An 18,646-nucleotide genomic window follows, 5' to 3' on the forward strand; every position below is an offset into this window, starting at 1 on the left:
TTTAAGCTTAGTTTTAATTACATTTGTTTTCAATCAAATTCATGTTCATGCAAAGCGAAACCGAAACTGCTAATTCTATTTCATTTGATGAGTTCAAATCTGAGGTTCTCGATGATTACAGGACTGCTGTTATAAGCAGGGAATGTAGTCTATTGGGAAGAAGGGAAGTTCTTACGGGAAAGGCAAAATTCGGGATTTTTGGAGATGGGAAAGAGATTCCTCAACTTGCCATGGCCAAAGCTTTCAAAAATGGTGATTTTAGATCTGGGTACTATCGTGATCAAACCTTCATGATGGCTATCAACGCACTGACTCCGGAGCAATTTTTCGCCGGACTATATGCTGATACAAATTTGGAAAATGAGCCCATGTCTGGCGGAAGGCAGATGGGCGGGCATTTTATGACATACTCCCTGGATGAACACGGGGATTGGAAAAATTTATTAGAGCAAAAAAATTCAAGTGCAGATATTTCTCCTACAGCAGGACAAATGCCGCGACTTTTGGGTCTTGCCCAGGCCTCCAAAATCTATAGAAATGTAGATGGAATCAATACCGAAAATTTTAGTGATCAGGGTAACGAAGTTGCCTGGGGAACCATAGGAAATGCAAGTACAAGTGAAGGCCATTTCTGGGAAACGATCAATGCTGCAGGAGTGTTACAGGTACCCATGGTTGTTAGCGTTTGGGACGATGAGTACGGGATTTCTGTACATGCAAAGCATCAAACTACAAAACAAAGTATTTCTGAAGTTTTAAAAGGTTTTCAAAGGGATGAGGACCATAAAGGATTCGAGATTCTCGTAGTAAGGGGCTGGGATTATCCGGCACTCATGGAAACTTATGAAAAAGCGGGAAGAATTGCCCGGGAACAACATTGCCCGGTCCTCATACATGTTATCGAACTCACCCAACCGCAGGGACATTCTACTTCAGGTTCTCACGAACGTTACAAATCACAGGAGAGATTAACCTGGGAGCGTGCTCATGATTGCAACTTAAAATTTAAAGAATGGATCGTTGAAAATGATTTCGCTACAGAGAGTCAGCTGGATGATCTTGAGAAACAAATAAGGAAAGGAATCAGAGCTTCAAAACAGGAAGCCTGGAAATCCTATTTAAAGCCTAACCTTGCCCGTCAAAAAGAGTTCGTACAGCATTTAGATAAACTTATCGCTAAATCTGCCAACGCAAATTTAATTAAAGGTATTAAGGCAAATATCAACTCTTCCCGAGAACCGCTTAAAAAAGACGTGATGTCCTGCGCAAGAAAGACGCTACGTTTTTTAATTGGAGAGGAATTTCCTGAAAAAACCGAATTCATTCGTTGGATGGATAGTTTTTTTGAAGTTTCTTCGAAAGAATACAGCTCAAATTTATATGCTTCTGAAGATATTTCTATTGAAATCCTTCCAACCTATAGCGAAGATGTAGAAGAAGTAGATGCAAGAATCATCCTTCGGAATAATTTTGATGCCATTTTTAATACACGACCGGAAGCTTTAATTTTCGGTGAGGATGCCGGAGAAATTGGTGATGTGAACCAGGGACTGGAAGGTTTACAATTAAAGTACGGGAAGCTGAGGGTTGCAGATACTGGCATTCGGGAAGCAAGCATCTTAGGCCAGGGAATCGGAATGGCCATGCGCGGTTTAAGACCAATTGCTGAAATTCAGTATTTGGATTATGTAATGTATTGTATCCAGGGCTTAAGCGATGATCTTTCTACATTATACTATAGAACGAATGGAAGGCAAAAAGCGCCACTAATTGTGAGAACCCGAGGTCATAGACTGGAAGGTATCTGGCATAGTGGTTCGCAGATGGGCGGAATTTTAAATCTCATTCGGGGAATGTATTTCCTGGTTCCCCGAAATATGACCAAAGCTGCCGGTTTTTATAATACCTTGTTAGATTTAGATACACCGGCTTTAGTAGTGGAATGTTTAAATGGTTACCGTTTAAAAGAAAAATTACCGGAGAATTTGGGGAAATTTAAAACCCCCATTGGAGTGGTTGAAACTGTAAAAGAAGGTACTGATATTACGCTTGTTTCTTATGGTTCAACCCTTAGGATTGTTCAGGAAGTTGCCAAAGATCTCCTGGAGGCTGGGATTGATGCTGAAGTGATTGATGTTCAATCTTTGTTGCCTTTTGATTTAAACCATGATATCGTAAAAAGTGTTGAAAAAACCAATCGTTTACTGGTAATTGATGAAGATGTTCCGGGAGGTGGTTCGTCCTATATTCTTCAAAAAGTGCTGGATGAACAGAATGCCTATAAATTTCTGGATAGTAAACCCCAGGTTTTGACCGCAAAAGAACACAGGCCAGCCTATGGTACTGATGGTGATTATTTTTCCAAACCATCTGCTGAAGATATGTTTGAAAAGGTTTATTCGATCATGTATGAATCCAATCCGGAAAATTATCCCAGATTGAGATAATTCAAGTGTTTATTTTATATAAAAAGCCGCAAATTTCTTCGCGGCTTTTCTCTTTTTCATAGGTGCGTATTGGAAACTATAAAAGTCTAATTCTTTCTTTTGTAAAATAAGCCCGGACCATCACAAGCCATCCAGCTGCTTTGTAAAACTGTATTATTTTCCCTCAGGCTTAAATGTTCTTTCAGATCACCTGTACAATTTCCTATTAATTCTGAAGGCTGATTATAAGTTAATATAAAAGCTGCTTCCTCATCACTCATCAGGATTTCAAAACTTCCTTTAGCCTCTACTGAAATATTATTTTTGATCCTTACTTTTTTAAAGCTTTTGTCCTGGTAGAAATAATAAGTCTCCTGCCATTCCATTTCTTCCCCAGTAGTTTCAGAACCGTCGAAACTTCCGGTCATCTTAAAAAGTTTCCATTGTTGAGGATAATCATTTGTGCTCAATTGAGGCTGATCAACATTTTCGAGGCTGCTCTCCTTTTCTTCAGAACAGGAAAACAAAGTCATTAAGGCTAAAAAAATAATTGTACGCATACTTTTGTGGTATTCTTCACTTATGAGATGCCGAAAGCTTTAAAAAGTTGCGTAAAATTTTAAAATTTTTTATGGGATCCATTTTTTATCAAAATTGGGCTTTCTTTTCTCCAAAAAGGCATCCCTTCCTTCCTTGGCTTCCTCAGTCATGTAAGCCAGCCTGGTAACTTCGCCGGCAAACACCTGTTGTCCTACCATCCCATCATCGGTCAAATTCATGGCGAACTTCAGCATTTTGATGGAGGTTGGAGATTTTGCCATAATTTCCTGGGCCCATTCATAAGCAGTATCTTCTAATTCAGCATGCGGGATCACAGCATTCACCATTCCCATTTCATAAGCTTCCTGTGCGGAGTAATTTCTGCCTAAAAAGAAAATCTCACGGGCCCTTTTTTGCCCCACCATTTTCGCGAGATATGCGGAGCCATATCCGGCATCGAAACTGGTTACATCGGCATCGGTTTGTTTAAAGATGGCATGTTCTTTACTGGCCAGGGTTAAATCGCAAACCACGTGCAGGCTGTGTCCGCCGCCAACCGCCCATCCCGGGACAACCGCAATGACGGCTTTTGGCATAAAACGAATCAACCTTTGCACTTCTAAAATATTTAATCGATGATACCCATCTTCCCCCACATAGCCCTGATGGCCACGGGCAGTCTGGTCGCCACCACTACAAAATGCCCATTTTCCATCTTTTGTGGAAGGCCCTTCCCCTGAAAGTAATACGCAACCAATAGAAGTATCCTCATGTGCATCCTGAAAAGCATCCAGTAATTCTGAAGTGGTTTTAGGTCGAAAAGCATTTCTAATCTCTGGCCTGTTAAAGGCAATTCTCGCTACTCCACCTGCTTTTTTATAGGTAATATCTTCGTATTCTTTTACAGTTTTCCAATTAATTTCAGGCATATCAAAAAGTTTGAAGTAAAAATAAAGTTTTCAGTCTAAAGCAGAAGTTTCCCATAGAATTTCTTATAAATTTCTTTCATAATCAGGCTCAAATGGTAATTTTGCATAATTCTTGATATCTTTCAGAAAAATAGAAAATGAAATTTCGATTACTTATCATTCTAATCCTTGCAGGCTTTTCTATGAATGGCCAGGAATATTGGGATCGTAAAGATTTTGAAATAAGGCCGAATAAGATTGAAAATAGCTGGAAGGATCTAAGTTTTTCCTGGCAAAGCGAATCTGATTTTATTCTGCCCGATGGGACTTTTAAAGATGAAAACCTCATTCAGAAAAAGGAAATCGACATGGTTGGAATTATCAAACAGGCGAATAGTTATAAGCCGAAAACAATAGATCTTGGTTCTCCCATTCAAATTATTAAAAAAGAAAGAAAAACTATTGAATTTACCGCGGAAACCATGGTGCGGGATTATGATGATATCTTTAATAATCCATATTATGCAAGTCCTTTCCGAAGTAATTTTAATGCGAACCCTTATTATTACCGAAGGTACACTCCTACCCGATCCAGGTTTTAATCTTTTAGTATAATACCGTCTTCTTTAATTTCTATAGACCTTTGTTTATAAAGACTGCCCACTGCACGCTTAAAACTTTTCTTACTCATCTGTAAGCGATTTTTGATCTCATCAGGATGAGATTTATCGGTAAGATCTAAAAAGCCACCAGCCGATTCCAGATGGTCCAGGATCTTTTGAGCATTGGGTTCAATACTTCGATAACCCGGCCTTTGTAAGGATAGATCAATCTTGTTATCTTCCCTTATCTTTTTAATAAATCCCTTTATCTTCTTCCCAATTTTCAAATCCTTAAAAACTTCATCATGGTAGATCAATCCAAGATGAATTTGATTTACAATTGCATTATAGCCCAGATCGGTTTTATTACTGATAATTAAATCCACTTCTTCAAAAGGTTCTACAGTAAGGGTTTCATTGTCTAAAAAAGAGTGCACCTTACTGGACGCTGCCAGTCTATCTGTTTCCAGGTCCAGATAACAAAAAACCAGATATTCATTATGCGGAATCATGGGAACAACCTGTTCTTTAAAAGGAGCGAATAAATGTTTTTCCAGTCCCCAATCTAAGAAAGCACCAAATTTATTTACTTCGACACACTTCAGCATTTTAAATTCGTCCAGTTTGATTTTTGGTTCCAGGGTAGTTGCAACCGGTCTTTCGTCATGATCTAAATAGACGAAAACTTTGATCATACTCCCTAATTCATAATTTTCAGGAACATACTTATTGGGAAGCAAAACCTCTTCATCTTCTACATTGTTAAGATACACGCCATGATCTGTTGCGCGTTCGATCCTTAATTCATGATATTCACCTAACTGAATCATACTTAAATTTTAAAGTGCAAATATAGCTTTAATAGAATGAAAAATCCGTTCCGGTATTACACCGAAACGGATTCGTATTGCGTGAAATTTAATTATTTTTACATGCTTTCCTTTTTGAAATACCTGTTTTAAGTTTTTATAAAACCGAAATATTTTAATAAAACCTCATCATTAATTTTTCGGGGCGTCATAATTTCCAGCAATTTAGGCCGCGAAGAAGTTGAAAAAAATTCAACAAGACTTTGCTCAATTTCTTCTTCGGAAGTTGCTAAAAAATAATCCAGTTTATATAATTCACAAAGTGGTTTCGCTTTCAGGTCATGAACGGTTTCAAAATAAGTCTCAAAATTTTCTGAATTTTTATTTCCCGGTAAAATCCTGAAAATCCCTCCACCCTGATTATTTAAAACGATAATCCTGAAGTTGTTAGGAATATAATTGTTCCACAGGGCGTTACTATCATAGAAAAAACTGAGATCGCCCGTAATCAGCAAAACCGGGTTCTTTTGTGCTACCGCCGCCCCTACTGCTGTTGAGACACTACCATCAATACCGCTGGTTCCACGATTACAAAAGATTTTCATGCTTTTGTCCCATTCAAATAACTGGGCATATCGAATGGTGGAGGAATTTCCGAATTCAATCACCGTATGCTCGGGAACATGAGGAACAACCAATTGCATTGCCTTAAGGTCTGAATAGGGGATTTCAGCCATATATTCCTCATGGCGCTTTTGTCGTTGCACATGAATATTTTGCCAGAATTTAGCGTAATCACTTTCTACCTCTTTCTTCAGCGGGAGAAAGTTTGTAAAAAAACTATTCACTTCCGTTTCAAAATGTTTATTCAAACAAAAGAAAGTGTTGTAAGCTTTCTTTTTATCAATATGCCAGTGGTGCGCCGGCTGATATTTCCTTAAAAATGCCTTGATCTTTTTGGAAACAATAAATCCACCAAAGGTGAGCAATATTTCGGGCTGTAATTTTTTAAATAATTCGGAAGGATCAACCTCCTTTTCGATAGGTCCAATTAATGTATCAATCCTGGTAAAAAAATTATGCTGGTGTAAATTTGAAGTGGTTTCAGTAAAAACAATTACGCTATCGTCTTCAGCTAACTTATCGAGAATTTCCTGCTCTACCAGGTTGGGTTGGGCAACTCCAACAATGATCATTTTTCGTTTCGCCGCATTCCAAATATCAGCATAAGGCTGCAATTCATTTGATGCATAATTCCGGTTCAGAATTTCCGGAAGGATCTCCAAAGGATTTACCGTAATATTTTCTACGGTATCATAAAGAGGTTCGTAAAAGGGCACATTAATATGTACCGGCCCCTGTTCTTCAATAGCTTTGTTTAAGGCAAGGTTAATCTCCCGTTCGTTATGTTTTCGCGCCTCGAATTGTTTTTGCTGAAGTTTGGAATCCTGTAATTCATTTTCCAGTACCAGTTCAGAGTAGAGATTTGCTGAATAAAGAATATGATTTTCAAAGACATTTTTCTGCCTGATAGTTTGCCCGTCACCAATATCAATCCGTTCAATGGGCCTATCCGCAGAAATAATAACCAGCGGGATATCGCTATAAAAAGCTTCCGCTATAGCCGGATAATAATTCAACAATGCCGATCCGGAAGTGCAAACCAGTACTACCGGCTCATGTAATTGTTGGGCCATTCCCAAAGCAAAAAAACCGGCACAGCGCTCATCTACTATACTATAAGGTTTAATTTCAGGATGGTGGGTAAAACCAATGGTTAAGGGAGCGTTTCGAGAACCAGGGGAAATCACGACGTGCTTGATGTTCTTAGCCACGCAAAGAGTGACAATGGAGCGGGCAACGGGGATCTTGGAATATTTCATGAATCCCAAAATTACAATTTAAACGAAATTTGAAAGACTAATTTGAAGCTTATTTAACAAGAACAGATTTCATCGTTTCAGATTTATTCAGGGTTTCTATCCATTCTGAAGTGGGATTTGAATCTTTGGTAATGCCTCCGCCTACATAAATATGGGCAAAATCTTCCACCAATTTCATACACCGAAGGTTTACATATAAATCGGTTTTTGGAACAATAGCTGAAAATTGCCTGTTTTCCTGGTTCTTCCGGTTGGAATTCCTTTTTATTTCTGTTTTTATGTTTAGTTCTCCCATAAATCCCGCATAAAATTTACGATCATAATTTTCATTTTCCAGGATGAACTCTAAGGCTTTTTGGCGAGGCAAGCCACAAATGGCCGGTGTGGGATGTAAAGCTTCTATAATCTTTTTTAAACCTTTAATGGCATTTAAACTTCCGCTGATTTCTGTACAAATATGTAATAGATTCCCGGCACTCTTTGAAAATGGTTTCCCTGCCTGGATATTTTTAACTTCCGCAACAGATTTTAACTGGTTCAGGATGAAGTCAGTTACCAGGGACTGCTCTTCGGTTTCTTTTGGCCCCCATTCTATTTCTCCTACGTCCTTATGTAATTGGGTCCCCGCCAGGGCCATGGTATTAAATCTATTTCTTTCAGTTTTGAGAAGAGCTTCCGGCGTAGCCCCCATCCAAATCCCTGTTTCGGGATGGTACCAGCAGGAAACATAAGCATGCTTATATTTCTGGAGTAATTTTTTAAAAATAGCAACAGGGTCAGGATCGGCCAATTCAACCTTTTCCTTTCTGGAAAGCACTACTTTTTTAAATTTCCCCTGCCCAATTTCATCTATCGCTTTCTGAATAAGGACTTCATAATTTTTTTGATCGATGTCTGAAGTAAATTCACCAATTTCAATGGCTACTTCCACATCATTTTCGGCAGAGATTTCCTGAAATTCAAATTCGAGAACATCAGAATATTGCGTAGGGATTAAATATTTTTTTCTTTCAGAATTAAATGCAGCGAAAACATAGCCGCTTTCATCGAAATTTTCAACAAAATAGGTAGTAGAATTGTGTTGTACCCTGAGAAATACTTTGGTATCCCCGGGTTTTCTATAGGCGACAAAAGGTGCTTTTTTTGAAGTAAAAAGCTTTCTTAATTCCGGCAATAATCCCTGTTCCATAATTATTTTTTCTTCGGTAAGGCAATAGTAGTTAGCTTGACAATTGAAATTAAATTGTTCTCTTCATCAGTGATCCTAATTTCAAATAATTGCGTGGTCCTGCCTTTATGAACAAAGGTCGCTTTGGCATAAACCCAGCCTTCTTTTATACTTTTTAAATGATTTGCTGAAATTTCAATTCCCCGTACAAAAAAATCTTCGGTATTCAAAAAAACATAACTCGCCATGCTGCCCACACTTTCTGCCAGGGCGACACTTGCCCCGCCGTGTAAAACACCGTCCGGTTGATGAACCCTGGAATTTACCGGCATTTTTGCGATTAAATAATCATCGCCAATTTCGGTAAACTCAATATTCAAGGTTTCCATAAGGGTATTTTTACACACTTTTTTTGAAAGCCCGAGCAATTCTTCCTTCGTCATCCTTTAAAAGATTGGTTACTTTGTAAAAGTACAAAACCACAAACAGATGAGCACCGAGAAAAGTGTTAGCTATACCATAAAAAACAGTTATTCCACCCTGAATAAAAAAACTTTGAAAACGAAAAATATCTGGCTTGTTTTCCATGGGATTGGATATTTGAGCCGCTATTTTCTGAAGTATTTCAAACATTTAGATCCTAAAGAAAACTTTATTATCGCTCCGCAAGCCCAGTCAAAATACTATTTGAAGGGCGAATATCGGCATGTGGGCGCATCGTGGCTTACCAGGGAAAATACCGAAACTGAAATAGAAAATATGCTGGAGTACCTCGATGCGATTTTTGCTGTTGAAAACTTATCTGAAGTCGAAAACCTGAATATTTTCGGTTACTCCCAGGGAGTTTCCGTTGCCACCAGGTTCGTAGCTCGCAGGAAAATTGAGTGCAACAATTTAATCATGCACTCCGGAAAAGTTCCGCAGGAATTGAAGCCGGAAGATTTCGAATTTCTGAAAAACACGAATTTTTCATTTATTTACGGAACGAATGATGAATACCTCCAAACTGGAATTATAGAAGTTGAAGAAAAAAGATTAAAAGAACTATTTCCAAAGAATCTCGAAATTCTATGCTTTTCAGGCGGTCATGAAGTAAATCCTGAATTGATCTCAAAATTTGCTTAATTTGGATAGCTTAGTAAGAAGTCCTTGTGGGAGATTAAAGACCGAAACAATCTTCTGTAAAGATTGCTTCACTTCGTTCGCAATGACGTTACATTATTTTTTGTTCTATGAATCAGAAATCTACTTCTAAAACTTCCATTTTTAAAACCCTGGGCCCGGGATTTTTACTGGCTGGTGCAGCAATTGGGGTTTCTCACCTAGTACAGGCCACACGTGCGGGAGCAGATTATGGTTTTCTTCTATTATGGGTTTTAATTTTGGCCTGTATTACTAAATATCCGTTTCTCGAATTTGGTCCACGTTTCGCCGCGGGCACGGGAAATCACCTTATTCACGGATATAAAAAAATGGGGAAATTCCCCTACTGGACGTTTATCCTCATTACCGTGGGAAGCATGTTTATCATTCAGGCGGCGGTAACGATCGTAACTGCCGGTATTGCGGAAAAAATGTTTGGTATGGGCTGGTCTACTTTTACTTGGAGCTTTGTTATTCTGGGTATATGTATCGCCCTATTGCTTATTGGAAAATATCCTGCACTCGATAAAACCATGAAATTGATCGTAAGCCTGCTTGGTCTAGCCACATTAACGGCGGTGATCCTGGCGTTTGGTGAAGGCCGACTGGAAACCGCGCTTGCCGTTGATACTCCAGAAGTGTGGAACAAAGTGGGAATTGCGTTTATTATTTCATTCATGGGTTGGATGCCTATTCCTTTAGACGCTTCAGTGTGGCACTCTATCTGGACCAAGGAGAAGGCTGAAAATAATAAAAGTAAAACTTCGATAAAAGAAGCTTTTACCGATTTTAATATTGGCTATTTGATGGCGGCGGTTATCGGACTCCTTTTTTTCCTGATGGGTGCTTTGGTCATGTTTGGAAGTGGGATCAGTTTCTCTGGAAATGGCGTGGAGTTTTCGGGCCAGTTGATAGATCTCTATGGAAAAACCCTGGGTGAATGGAGCAAACCTTTGATTGGTATTGCGGCATTTATCGCAATGTTTTCTACTACCCTTGCCGTAACCGATGCTTTTCCGCGAGTGATTTCTGAAGTTTTCGCTGAAGAAAAAACAGCATGGAAAGCCCATCAAAAATGGAAAAATTACAAACTGAATGTATTTCTAATTCCCATCCTATCCCTGCTTATCTTATATTTTTTTACTGCCTCTTTTACAGTTTTAATCGATTTTGCCACCGCCCTGTCATTCCTTTCCGCGCCTTTTCTTGCCTGGTTCAACTATAAGCTGGTTACAGGGAACCAAATGCCGGAAGAAGATCGGCCTTCTAAAATTTATCGTGTTTTTAGCCTGCTGTGCTTTGCTTTATTGGTCGTTTTTAACTGCGTTTATATTTATACTTTGATCGTGTGATATTTTAATGGGAGAGGTATAAAATTGTAAACCATATAAAAGATCTTGATTTTTTGAAATTAACTTTGGTATCAATATCCCTTATTTAATAAAAATCTGTTCAAAGAAAAAGGCACGACCTGTTTTTGATCGTGCCTTTATATTTATTGTTCTTGAAAAAGATCCCTCGCTTACTGCTCGGGATAAGCGACTCACAAGATTTTGCAGGGCAAAATCTGTTCGCTGCTTACTTCACTTCTTCAAAATCTACATCTTCCACATCATCTGCCTGAGAGTTTCCACCTTCAGCATCTCCACCTTCAGTACCGTTCGCACCTGGTTGAGGTCCGCCTGTCTGTCCGTTTGCTCCACCCTGAGCCTCTGCCTGAGCTTTATACATTTCTTCCGAAGCGGTTTTCCAGGCTTCATTAATCTTGTCTAAAGCAGGAGTGATTTGATCGATTTCTTTGGTTTCATAAGCTTTTTTCAATTCTTCCAAAGCATCTTCGACGGGTTTTTTCTTATCATCAGATAATTTATCCCCAAATTCTTTCAGTTGCTTTTCAGTCTGGAAGATCATTGCATCAGCTTCATTTAGCTTATCAACTTTCTCTTTTGCTTTCTTATCTGTTTCAGCATTCGCTTCCGCCTCCTGCTTCATTTTCGCAATTTCATCCTCAGTTAACCCGGAAGAAGCTTCGATACGGATATCCTGGGATTTTCCAGTCGCTTTATCGGTCGCACTAACTTTAATAATACCATTGGCATCAATATCGAAAGTCACTTCAATTTGAGGGGTTCCCCTTTGCGCTGGTGGAATACCATCTAAATGGAACCTACCAATCGTCTTGTTATCTGCCGCCATAGGCCGCTCTCCCTGAAGCACGTGGATCTCAACAGAAGGCTGATTATCTGCCGCTGTGGAGAAAGTCTGTGACTTCTTAGTTGGGATGGTCGTATTAGATTCGATCAATTTAGTATTTACACCTCCCATGGTTTCAATACCTAGAGAAAGTGGAGTTACATCAAGAAGTAACACATCTTTTACATCTCCGGTTAAAACACCCCCCTGGATCGCAGCTCCAATTGCCACAACCTCATCTGGGTTCACTCCTTTAGAAGGTTTTTTTCCGAAGAAAGCTTCCACTTCTTCCTGAATCTTAGGAATACGGGTAGAACCTCCCACAAGAATTACCTCATCGATGTCACTTTTAGAAAGACCTGCATCGCTAAGCGCTTTCTTCACCGGCGCCATAGAACGTGTTACCAAATCTGCAGCTAATTGCTCAAATTTAGAACGGGTGATCGTTTCTACAAGGTGTTTCGGCCCACTTGAAGTTGCGGTTACGTAAGGAAGATTAATTTCTGTTTGAGAGGAAGAAGATAGTTCGATTTTAGCCTTTTCCGCAGCTTCTTTTAAACGTTGAAGCGCCATAGGATCTTTTCTTAAATCGATATCTTCAGCTTTCTTGAAATTTTCAGCCAGGTAATCAATTAATACCTGATCAAAATCATCCCCACCCAGGTGCGTATCACCATTGGTAGAAAGTACTTCGAAAACGCCATCACCTAATTCAAGAATCGAAATATCAAAGGTACCACCACCAAGGTCATACACAGCGATTTTCTGGTCATGAGATTTTTTATCTAATCCATAAGCCAGTGCCGCAGCAGTTGGCTCGTTGATAATCCTTCTTACTTTAAGACCTGCAATTTCACCAGCTTCTTTCGTAGCCTGACGCTGAGAATCGTTAAAATATGCTGGTACTGTAATAACCGCTTCGGTCACATCCTGTCCTAAATAATCTTCCGCAGTTTTCTTCATTTTTTGAAGAATCATGGCGGAAAGTTCCTGTGGAGTATAAAGACGACCATCGATATCTACACGTGGTGTATCATTATCTCCTTTTTTAACGGTATAAGGAACACGTCCTGCTTCTTTTTCAGATTCTGAATATTTATTACCCATAAACCTCTTTACGGAAGCTACAGTTTTTGTTGGGTTTGTTACTGCCTGTCTTTTCGCAGGGTCACCAACTTTTATCTCTCCACCTTCTACAAATGCGATTACTGAAGGTGTTGTTCTTTTTCCTTCTGCATTGGGTATTACCGTTGGCTCACTACCTTCCATTACGGCAACGCAGGAGTTTGTGGTACCCAAGTCAATTCCAATTACTTTACTCATAACTATATAACTTGTTTTATGTTAGTTTTTCAATTTTACAATCTGTAGAAGTCAATCTTTATGCCAGCGCAAATGATATGACATGATGTCAGAATTATATACTCAATTATTAAAAAAACAGAGTTAGTCAATCAGAAAATGAAAATTATATTGAAATTTTTAAAATCTCATCCCATTGAGTAGTATACCTGGAGCTGCGTTGTTCCTTAATTAACTCCCACTCTTTCTTTCGTGTACCGGTAGCAGCTGATGCAACTGTAGATTTGCCGTATTTATTATTAAGATCATCAAATACCTTCATCAGAAGAGGATTTGAAATTTTTGGAGAAATCTCAAATAGATTTCCCTGAACATATTTCTCTGGAATTATTCCACTTAAATTAACACCTACCTTTTTATAGCGAAATCCTTTCTTATATATTCTATGCAATGCATTCCGCGCTTCAGTAACCAATAAAAAAGTGTTATTGGTTGGGATAGGCAAAGTTACAGTACAACTTTTAGAGTATTGTTTATCAATTTCACTGTGATAATTAGTATGTACGAAAACTTGTATATAAGATGCACAAGAAGCTTGGGCCCGTAATACCTCACTCACTTCACTTATATAGTAAGCACAGGCTTCTTCAATGAGGCTAAAATCTTCCAGACGTTTTCCAAAAGATTTTGCCGTTCCAATTCCTTTTTTAGGCGCTGGAAGGGTGGTGAATTCTAAACAGGGTTCTCCCCTTAGTTCCCGCCATAATCTTTCTCCCACTACACTCATTTCTTTACGTACCCAGGTAACAGTGAGTTTTTCAACAAACTCAAATGCTGTGAAAATTTTATTTTCCTGTAATCGTTTCGCATGTTTCCGGCCAATTCCCCAAACATCCCCAATTTTAGTTTTCTTTAAAGCATCTATTCTTTTTTCTTCTGTATCAATTACGACAACATGATCATACTTCTCTTCTTTCTTGGCCATTCTATTTGCTAGTTTGGCCAATACTTTAGTAGGTGCGATCCCTACACCCACGGGAAGTCCAGTATAACGAAAAACCTTATCTTTAATCGCTTTCCCGTAGTTCCTTAAATCAACGTATTCCATCCCGCTCAACTCCACAAAAGATTCATCAATACTGTAAACTTCCACGAAAGGAGAAAAAGTACCCAAAATATTCATTACCCGCTGAGACATTTCACCATATAACGTATAGTTTGACGAAAAAAAAGTAACATTGTTCTTAATAAGTACCTCTCTTATTTTGAAAACGGGCTCATACATGGGAATATTTGCTAAAGATTTAGCTTCTTTATTCGCAGCAATAATACAGCCATCGTTATTACTTAATACAACTACAGGCTTTCCTAAAAGATCAGGCCTAAATACCTGTTCGCAAGAAGCATAAAAACTATTACAATCTACTAGCGCAATCATGATACACTTTGAATTATATAGGTAATAACTCCCCATAATAAAAATTCAGGCTGCACCTGTTTCTCTGAAAATCTTATAATATCAAATTCTCCTTCCTCCACTATCACTGCCAGGCTCCCCTCTTTCAGGCGAAAAGAACGGTCTATAATGAGAACATTATTATGATAAATATTAAATTTTGACCATGCATCTCCATTTACCCGAATAAAAAAAGTAGCATCCTGATTATGAATTAATTCGGTGTGTAAATCGATGGTTGCTTCCCGGTAATGAGTGGCCGCACTCGGAAACCCGGTTTGCTTCGATACTTCCGGGGCATGCTTATCTTTTCTTCTTCTTATTTTTCCTGAAATATTCATTTTCATATTTTCAAAATTAGGAAATAATCCATACTAATATGGATTATTTCCTAATTATTTTGTGCTGCTTTTCAAGAAGAAAAAAGTAATTTTGCAGCTGAATTCCTCTCTAATGCGAAAAATAGAATGTATCAGTGTTTTTGATATGTTGAAGATTGGGGTTGGCCCCTCCAGCTCTCATACTTTGGGTCCCTGGCGCGCAGCCCAACGCTGGATCACCGAACTTAAAAACAAAAATATTTTTAATGAAGTCGATGCTGTTCATATTGATCTGTATGGAAGCCTTAGCCTCACCGGTAAAGGTCACGCAACAGATATAGCCACAATATTGGGATTATTAGGTTATGATCCTGTAACTATGGATATTACTGAAATTGCTCCTGAAATCTCTAAAATTCGAAACTCACATCAATTAAATTTAAACGGAGAAAAGCAAATAGCATTCAACATTGCTGAAGATATTAAATTCAATAGAAAATTTCTCGAATTTCATCCAAACGGAATAACTTTTAGGGCTCAACTATCTTCAGGTAAAAAATACTCCTCTTCTTTTTATTCTATTGGAGGCGGGTTTGTGGTGAAAAAGGAAAGAAAGAATGCTTCGAAAAAAATGAAGAATTTTCAGCTGTTTCCTTTTCCCGTGGAAAAAGCAACAGATCTTCTAAAATATTGCCAGGCAGAAAATAAACCTGTTTCTGAAATCGTATTGGAAAATGAGCGCTCCCTGCGCAGCGATGCAGAAATTGATCAGAACCTGAAAGCTATCTGGCAGGTGATGCTGGAATCTATGTATATTGGTTGCCATACGGAAGGTACGCTTCCCGGCGGGCTCAATGTTAAACGCCGAGCCTTTGAAATGCATCAGCGATTGATGGGGGAAACCCCATACACTAATGTAGAAGACTGGATCCCGGCTATTCGCCAAACAGAGGTGAAATTTAGGCAGATTTTGAAATGGGTGACCTGCTTTGCCTTAAGCGTAAATGAGGTGAATGCCTCGTTAGGAAGGGTGGTCACCGCCCCTACTAATGGTAGCGCAGGAACCGTTCCCGCAGTTTTAATGTACTACCTCACTATTGAAAATCATAACGCAAGTTTTGAGGATATTAAAAAATTCATGCTGGTTGCCGGAGAGATTGGAAGTTTGTTTAAAAAAGGTGCTACGATTTCTGCGGCAATGGGCGGTTGCCAGGCCGAAATTGGGGTTTCTTCCGCCATGGCCGCAGGAGGTTTGACTGAACTTATGGGGGGAACTCCGGAACAGGTTTTAATGGCCAGCGAAATTGCCATGGAACATCATTTAGGTTTAACCTGTGATCCCATTGGCGGGTTGGTGCAGGTCCCCTGCATAGAAAGGAATGCCATGGGTGCCATTAAAGCCATCAATGCTGCGGAAATCGCCATGGAAAGTGATGCCAGCAGGGCTAAAGTTCCTTTGGATAAAGTCATCGAAACCATGTGGGAAACCGCTAAGGACATGAATACAAAATATAAAGAAACTTCTGAAGGTGGCCTTGCCGTACAGGTAAATCTAAGTGACTGTTAATTGAATTTACTTCGGGAAAATACCTCTTCTGCCAAAACATGGAATTTAGTAAGGAATTTCTTTTTGATGGTGGGATGCTATTTTCTCTATTTTTTCGCCCTGAGCATCATTAAAATAATTTTTCCTGACATCAATTTTTCTGAATACGAACAAACTGAATTACAGGAACTCATTAAAAACAGTCCGCTCAAATTTGCATTTCTGGCCGTTGTCCTTGCGCCCATTGCTGAAGAAGGGATTTTCAGAAGTCTGCTCAAACCTTCAGCTGCTTCAATCAAATTTTTCATTTGCACCATTGTGTATATAATTGGTCTCATGATTATTCCGAAGGAAGCGCATTGGGCATTGCGATATGTATTACTGGCATTATTCTTAGGTTTTATTTACTATGCCTTAGGAGAATTGATCTCAAAATCTGCCTTTTCTAAAATCTGCTATTTCTTTCATAAAAACTATAAAATTATCTGGATTGGCGGTGCTTTGATTTTTGGTTTTGTGCATATCTTTAATTATGTAGATGTTCTACAGATAAATTTTGCACTATTCCTGATGATTTTTCCGCGTATCATTGCGGGATATTTCCTGGGGAAGGTAAAAGTGGAAAATAAAAACCTAATCTGGCCAATTTTCCTCCATGCTATGAATAATGGAATGGCATTTATCTTCATGCTTCCGCAGTTTTTTGAAAGCCTTTAACCAAGCCTTACCAAATGTCCCCTGCTCCATTTTGTAACTTCAGTTTTTTAATAAAAAGTAAATTGTATATTGTTTGAATGCCTAAAAGTTAATTGTGTCTCCCTGAGCGCAATCGAAGGGCTAAAAAAACATCTCGCCTGCGCTCGATTGGCCGGAGGCGATCTTATAATGGATGATGTAATTGAAGCTTTGGAGCAAGTGATGATAACAAAGCTGGTTCAGAATGGTTATTAAACCCTAATTTTTTATTAACCGGAATTTTAGAAATAAGATTCCGGTTATTTTATTTTTATATTTGAGGCTTCATCCATCAATCAGAACTCAAAATTTCATCTATGAAGATCAACATTCTTAAGATCCTGCCCTTTTTGTCTCTCTGGCTGATTTTTTCCTGCCAGGATAAAATTGATAAGAAAACTAAAGATTTTAAACCTGAAGATACAACCACCCAAGTAAGTTATCACGATAGTTATTTAAGGGAAATTTCCTTTATAGAAACAGTTAAGGATTCCGCAGCTACTGAAGGAATGCTGAAAGTCCAGGGTGGTAAATATATGATGGGAGGGCTGGATAGTTTAGCCAGAAAAGATGAATTTCCCAGGCATCCCGAAAGGATTCAAGATCTTTGGGTAGACGAACATGAAGTAACGAATGCTCAGTTTCGGGAGTTTGTAGAAGCTACCGGCTATGTTACTACTGCAGAACGTTCTTTTGAGATAAAAGGTAAAAAATATGAACCCGGAGCTTTAGTTTTTGATCCTACCAATCCAGACTGGTGGTGGAAATTCGTAAAAGGAGCCAATTGGATGCATCCTACCGGTCCAAAAAGTTCGATAGACAATAAGGATAATCTTCCCGTTGTTCAGGTTTCCTGGTATGATGCCATGGCCTATGCAAAATGGGCCAATAAAAGGTTACCAACTGAAGCTGAATATGAATATCTAAATCGCGGCGGTTTAAAAGATTCTATCTATAATTGGGGGAATAATGATTCTATCGCTCCGAAAATGGCTAATTATTTTCAGGGTGAATTTCCTATTCGAAATGATGTCGAAGATAAATTTGTTAAAGCGGCACCCGTAAAATCATTCCCCGCAAACAATTTTGGATTGTATGATACTGCGGGAAATGTTTGGGAATGGTGCCTGGACACCTATCATCCCGATGCATATTATCAAATTTCACAAAGGCAAGACGGTTATTTTTCAGAATTTTCAAATATAGGACAGGAAAAAGTAATTCGAGGGGGTTCCTTTCTTTGTAACAAATCTTATTGTAGTGGTTATCGAAACTCTGCCCGAATGAGCTCTACGCCAGATACCGGACTGGAACACACAGGTTTTCGCTGCGTACGGGATATTTAATCACATTCTTTGTTACGGGTATCAATTAGATGAACGATCTTCCATTCTTCACCAAACTTCACAAGGGTAAAAGAATTTACCCCGCAATGACTTAAATTTCCATTATAATAAAAACTGTATGGTGTTGTCACCGTTGCCAGCAATTCACCATATGAAGAACTCCATTAATTTCTTGTGCTAACGTGGGCAGGAATCTTTATCTATATTAAATTTAATACGAACTCTATGTGTGGCCGTTTTAAAAATTGGTGCTGGAAATAAAGCCCGTG

At 38.8% G+C, this 18,646-nt stretch carries 16 protein-coding genes; 7 read left to right on the top strand and 9 right to left on the bottom strand.

The window, feature by feature from the left end; all coding sequences use genetic code 11:
* Nucleotides 1-47: 47 nt before the first annotated feature.
* Nucleotides 48-2,447 (top strand): alpha-ketoacid dehydrogenase subunit alpha/beta, encoded by a 2,400-nt coding sequence (locus DHD80_RS14120; protein WP_251742101.1) that lies wholly within the window; start codon nucleotides 48-50, stop codon nucleotides 2,445-2,447.
* Between the two features lie 86 nt (nucleotides 2,448-2,533).
* On the opposite strand, the gene DHD80_RS14125 is transcribed toward DHD80_RS14120, so the two are convergent.
* Nucleotides 2,534-2,986: a hypothetical protein gene (locus DHD80_RS14125; protein ID WP_251742102.1), complete on the bottom strand. Its 453-nt coding sequence runs from the start codon at nucleotides 2,984-2,986 to the stop codon at nucleotides 2,534-2,536.
* A gap of 69 nt (nucleotides 2,987-3,055) precedes the next feature.
* On the bottom strand, nucleotides 3,056-3,895 hold the full coding sequence (locus DHD80_RS14130; protein WP_251742103.1) for a 1,4-dihydroxy-2-naphthoyl-CoA synthase: 840 nt from the start codon (nucleotides 3,893-3,895) through the stop codon (nucleotides 3,056-3,058).
* A gap of 137 nt (nucleotides 3,896-4,032) precedes the next feature.
* Between DHD80_RS14130 and DHD80_RS14135 the strand changes: the two genes are divergently transcribed.
* Nucleotides 4,033-4,476 carry a hypothetical protein gene (locus tag DHD80_RS14135; RefSeq protein ID WP_251742104.1) on the top strand — a complete coding sequence of 148 codons (444 nt, stop codon included), beginning with the start codon at nucleotides 4,033-4,035 and terminating at the stop codon, nucleotides 4,474-4,476.
* Here DHD80_RS14135 and DHD80_RS14140 read toward each other — a convergent pair.
* From DHD80_RS14140 to DHD80_RS14155, 4 genes are all read right to left on the bottom strand, one after another.
* Nucleotides 4,473-5,306: a S1-like domain-containing RNA-binding protein gene (locus tag DHD80_RS14140; protein WP_251742105.1), complete on the bottom strand. Its 834-nt coding sequence runs from the start codon at nucleotides 5,304-5,306 to the stop codon at nucleotides 4,473-4,475. The genes DHD80_RS14135 and DHD80_RS14140 overlap by 4 nt on opposite strands.
* Nucleotides 5,307-5,434: 128 nt before the next feature.
* Complete coding sequence (menD, locus tag DHD80_RS14145; RefSeq protein ID WP_251742106.1) at nucleotides 5,435-7,168, bottom strand: 2-succinyl-5-enolpyruvyl-6-hydroxy-3-cyclohexene-1-carboxylic-acid synthase; 1,734 nt, start codon at nucleotides 7,166-7,168, stop codon at nucleotides 5,435-5,437.
* 49 nt (nucleotides 7,169-7,217) lie between these two features.
* Complete coding sequence (locus DHD80_RS14150; protein WP_251742107.1) at nucleotides 7,218-8,357, bottom strand: chorismate-binding protein; 1,140 nt, start codon at nucleotides 8,355-8,357, stop codon at nucleotides 7,218-7,220.
* A gap of 2 nt (nucleotides 8,358-8,359) precedes the next feature.
* Nucleotides 8,360-8,779: a hotdog fold thioesterase gene (locus DHD80_RS14155; RefSeq protein ID WP_251742108.1), complete on the bottom strand. Its 420-nt coding sequence runs from the start codon at nucleotides 8,777-8,779 to the stop codon at nucleotides 8,360-8,362.
* Nucleotides 8,780-8,825: 46 nt separating this feature from the next.
* On the opposite strand from DHD80_RS14155, the gene DHD80_RS14160 reads away from it, so the two are divergent.
* Both DHD80_RS14160 and DHD80_RS14165 read left to right on the top strand, forming a co-directional pair.
* Nucleotides 8,826-9,461, top strand: a complete 636-nt coding sequence (locus tag DHD80_RS14160; protein ID WP_251742109.1) for an esterase — start codon at nucleotides 8,826-8,828, stop codon at nucleotides 9,459-9,461.
* A 107-nt stretch (nucleotides 9,462-9,568) separates the two neighbouring features.
* A complete protein-coding gene (locus tag DHD80_RS14165) occupies nucleotides 9,569-10,831 on the top strand; it encodes an Nramp family divalent metal transporter (protein WP_251742110.1) in 1,263 nt (420 codons plus the stop codon).
* A 226-nt stretch (nucleotides 10,832-11,057) separates the two neighbouring features.
* On the opposite strand, the gene dnaK is transcribed toward DHD80_RS14165, so the two are convergent.
* The 3 genes from dnaK to DHD80_RS14180 all read right to left on the bottom strand — a co-directional run bounded on the left by dnaK (nucleotide 11,058) and on the right by DHD80_RS14180 (nucleotide 14,777).
* Nucleotides 11,058-12,995 carry a molecular chaperone DnaK gene (gene dnaK, locus DHD80_RS14170; RefSeq protein WP_251742111.1) on the bottom strand — a complete coding sequence of 646 codons (1,938 nt, stop codon included), beginning with the start codon at nucleotides 12,993-12,995 and terminating at the stop codon, nucleotides 11,058-11,060.
* Nucleotides 12,996-13,140: 145 nt separating this feature from the next.
* Nucleotides 13,141-14,412, bottom strand: a complete 1,272-nt coding sequence (locus DHD80_RS14175; RefSeq protein WP_251742112.1) for a Y-family DNA polymerase — start codon at nucleotides 14,410-14,412, stop codon at nucleotides 13,141-13,143.
* Complete coding sequence (locus DHD80_RS14180; RefSeq protein WP_251742113.1) at nucleotides 14,409-14,777, bottom strand: S24 family peptidase; 369 nt, start codon at nucleotides 14,775-14,777, stop codon at nucleotides 14,409-14,411. Before DHD80_RS14180 ends, DHD80_RS14175 begins: the two co-directional genes overlap by 4 nt.
* 106 nt (nucleotides 14,778-14,883) lie before the next feature.
* Here DHD80_RS14180 and DHD80_RS14185 point away from each other — a divergent pair, with 106 nt between their 5' ends.
* From DHD80_RS14185 to DHD80_RS14195, 3 genes are all read left to right on the top strand, one after another.
* Complete coding sequence (locus DHD80_RS14185) at nucleotides 14,884-16,317, top strand: L-serine ammonia-lyase (protein ID WP_251742114.1); 1,434 nt, start codon at nucleotides 14,884-14,886, stop codon at nucleotides 16,315-16,317.
* Nucleotides 16,318-17,013: a CPBP family glutamic-type intramembrane protease gene (locus DHD80_RS14190; RefSeq protein ID WP_251742115.1), complete on the top strand. Its 696-nt coding sequence runs from the start codon at nucleotides 16,318-16,320 to the stop codon at nucleotides 17,011-17,013.
* 335 nt (nucleotides 17,014-17,348) lie between these two features.
* Nucleotides 17,349-18,377 carry a formylglycine-generating enzyme family protein gene (locus tag DHD80_RS14195; RefSeq protein ID WP_251742116.1) on the top strand — a complete coding sequence of 343 codons (1,029 nt, stop codon included), beginning with the start codon at nucleotides 17,349-17,351 and terminating at the stop codon, nucleotides 18,375-18,377.
* Nucleotides 18,378-18,646: the final 269 nt, after the last annotated feature.

This window comes from Gramella sp. AN32 (assembly GCF_023718305.1).
In the GTDB taxonomy this organism is placed as follows: domain Bacteria; phylum Bacteroidota; class Bacteroidia; order Flavobacteriales; family Flavobacteriaceae; genus Christiangramia; species Christiangramia antarctica.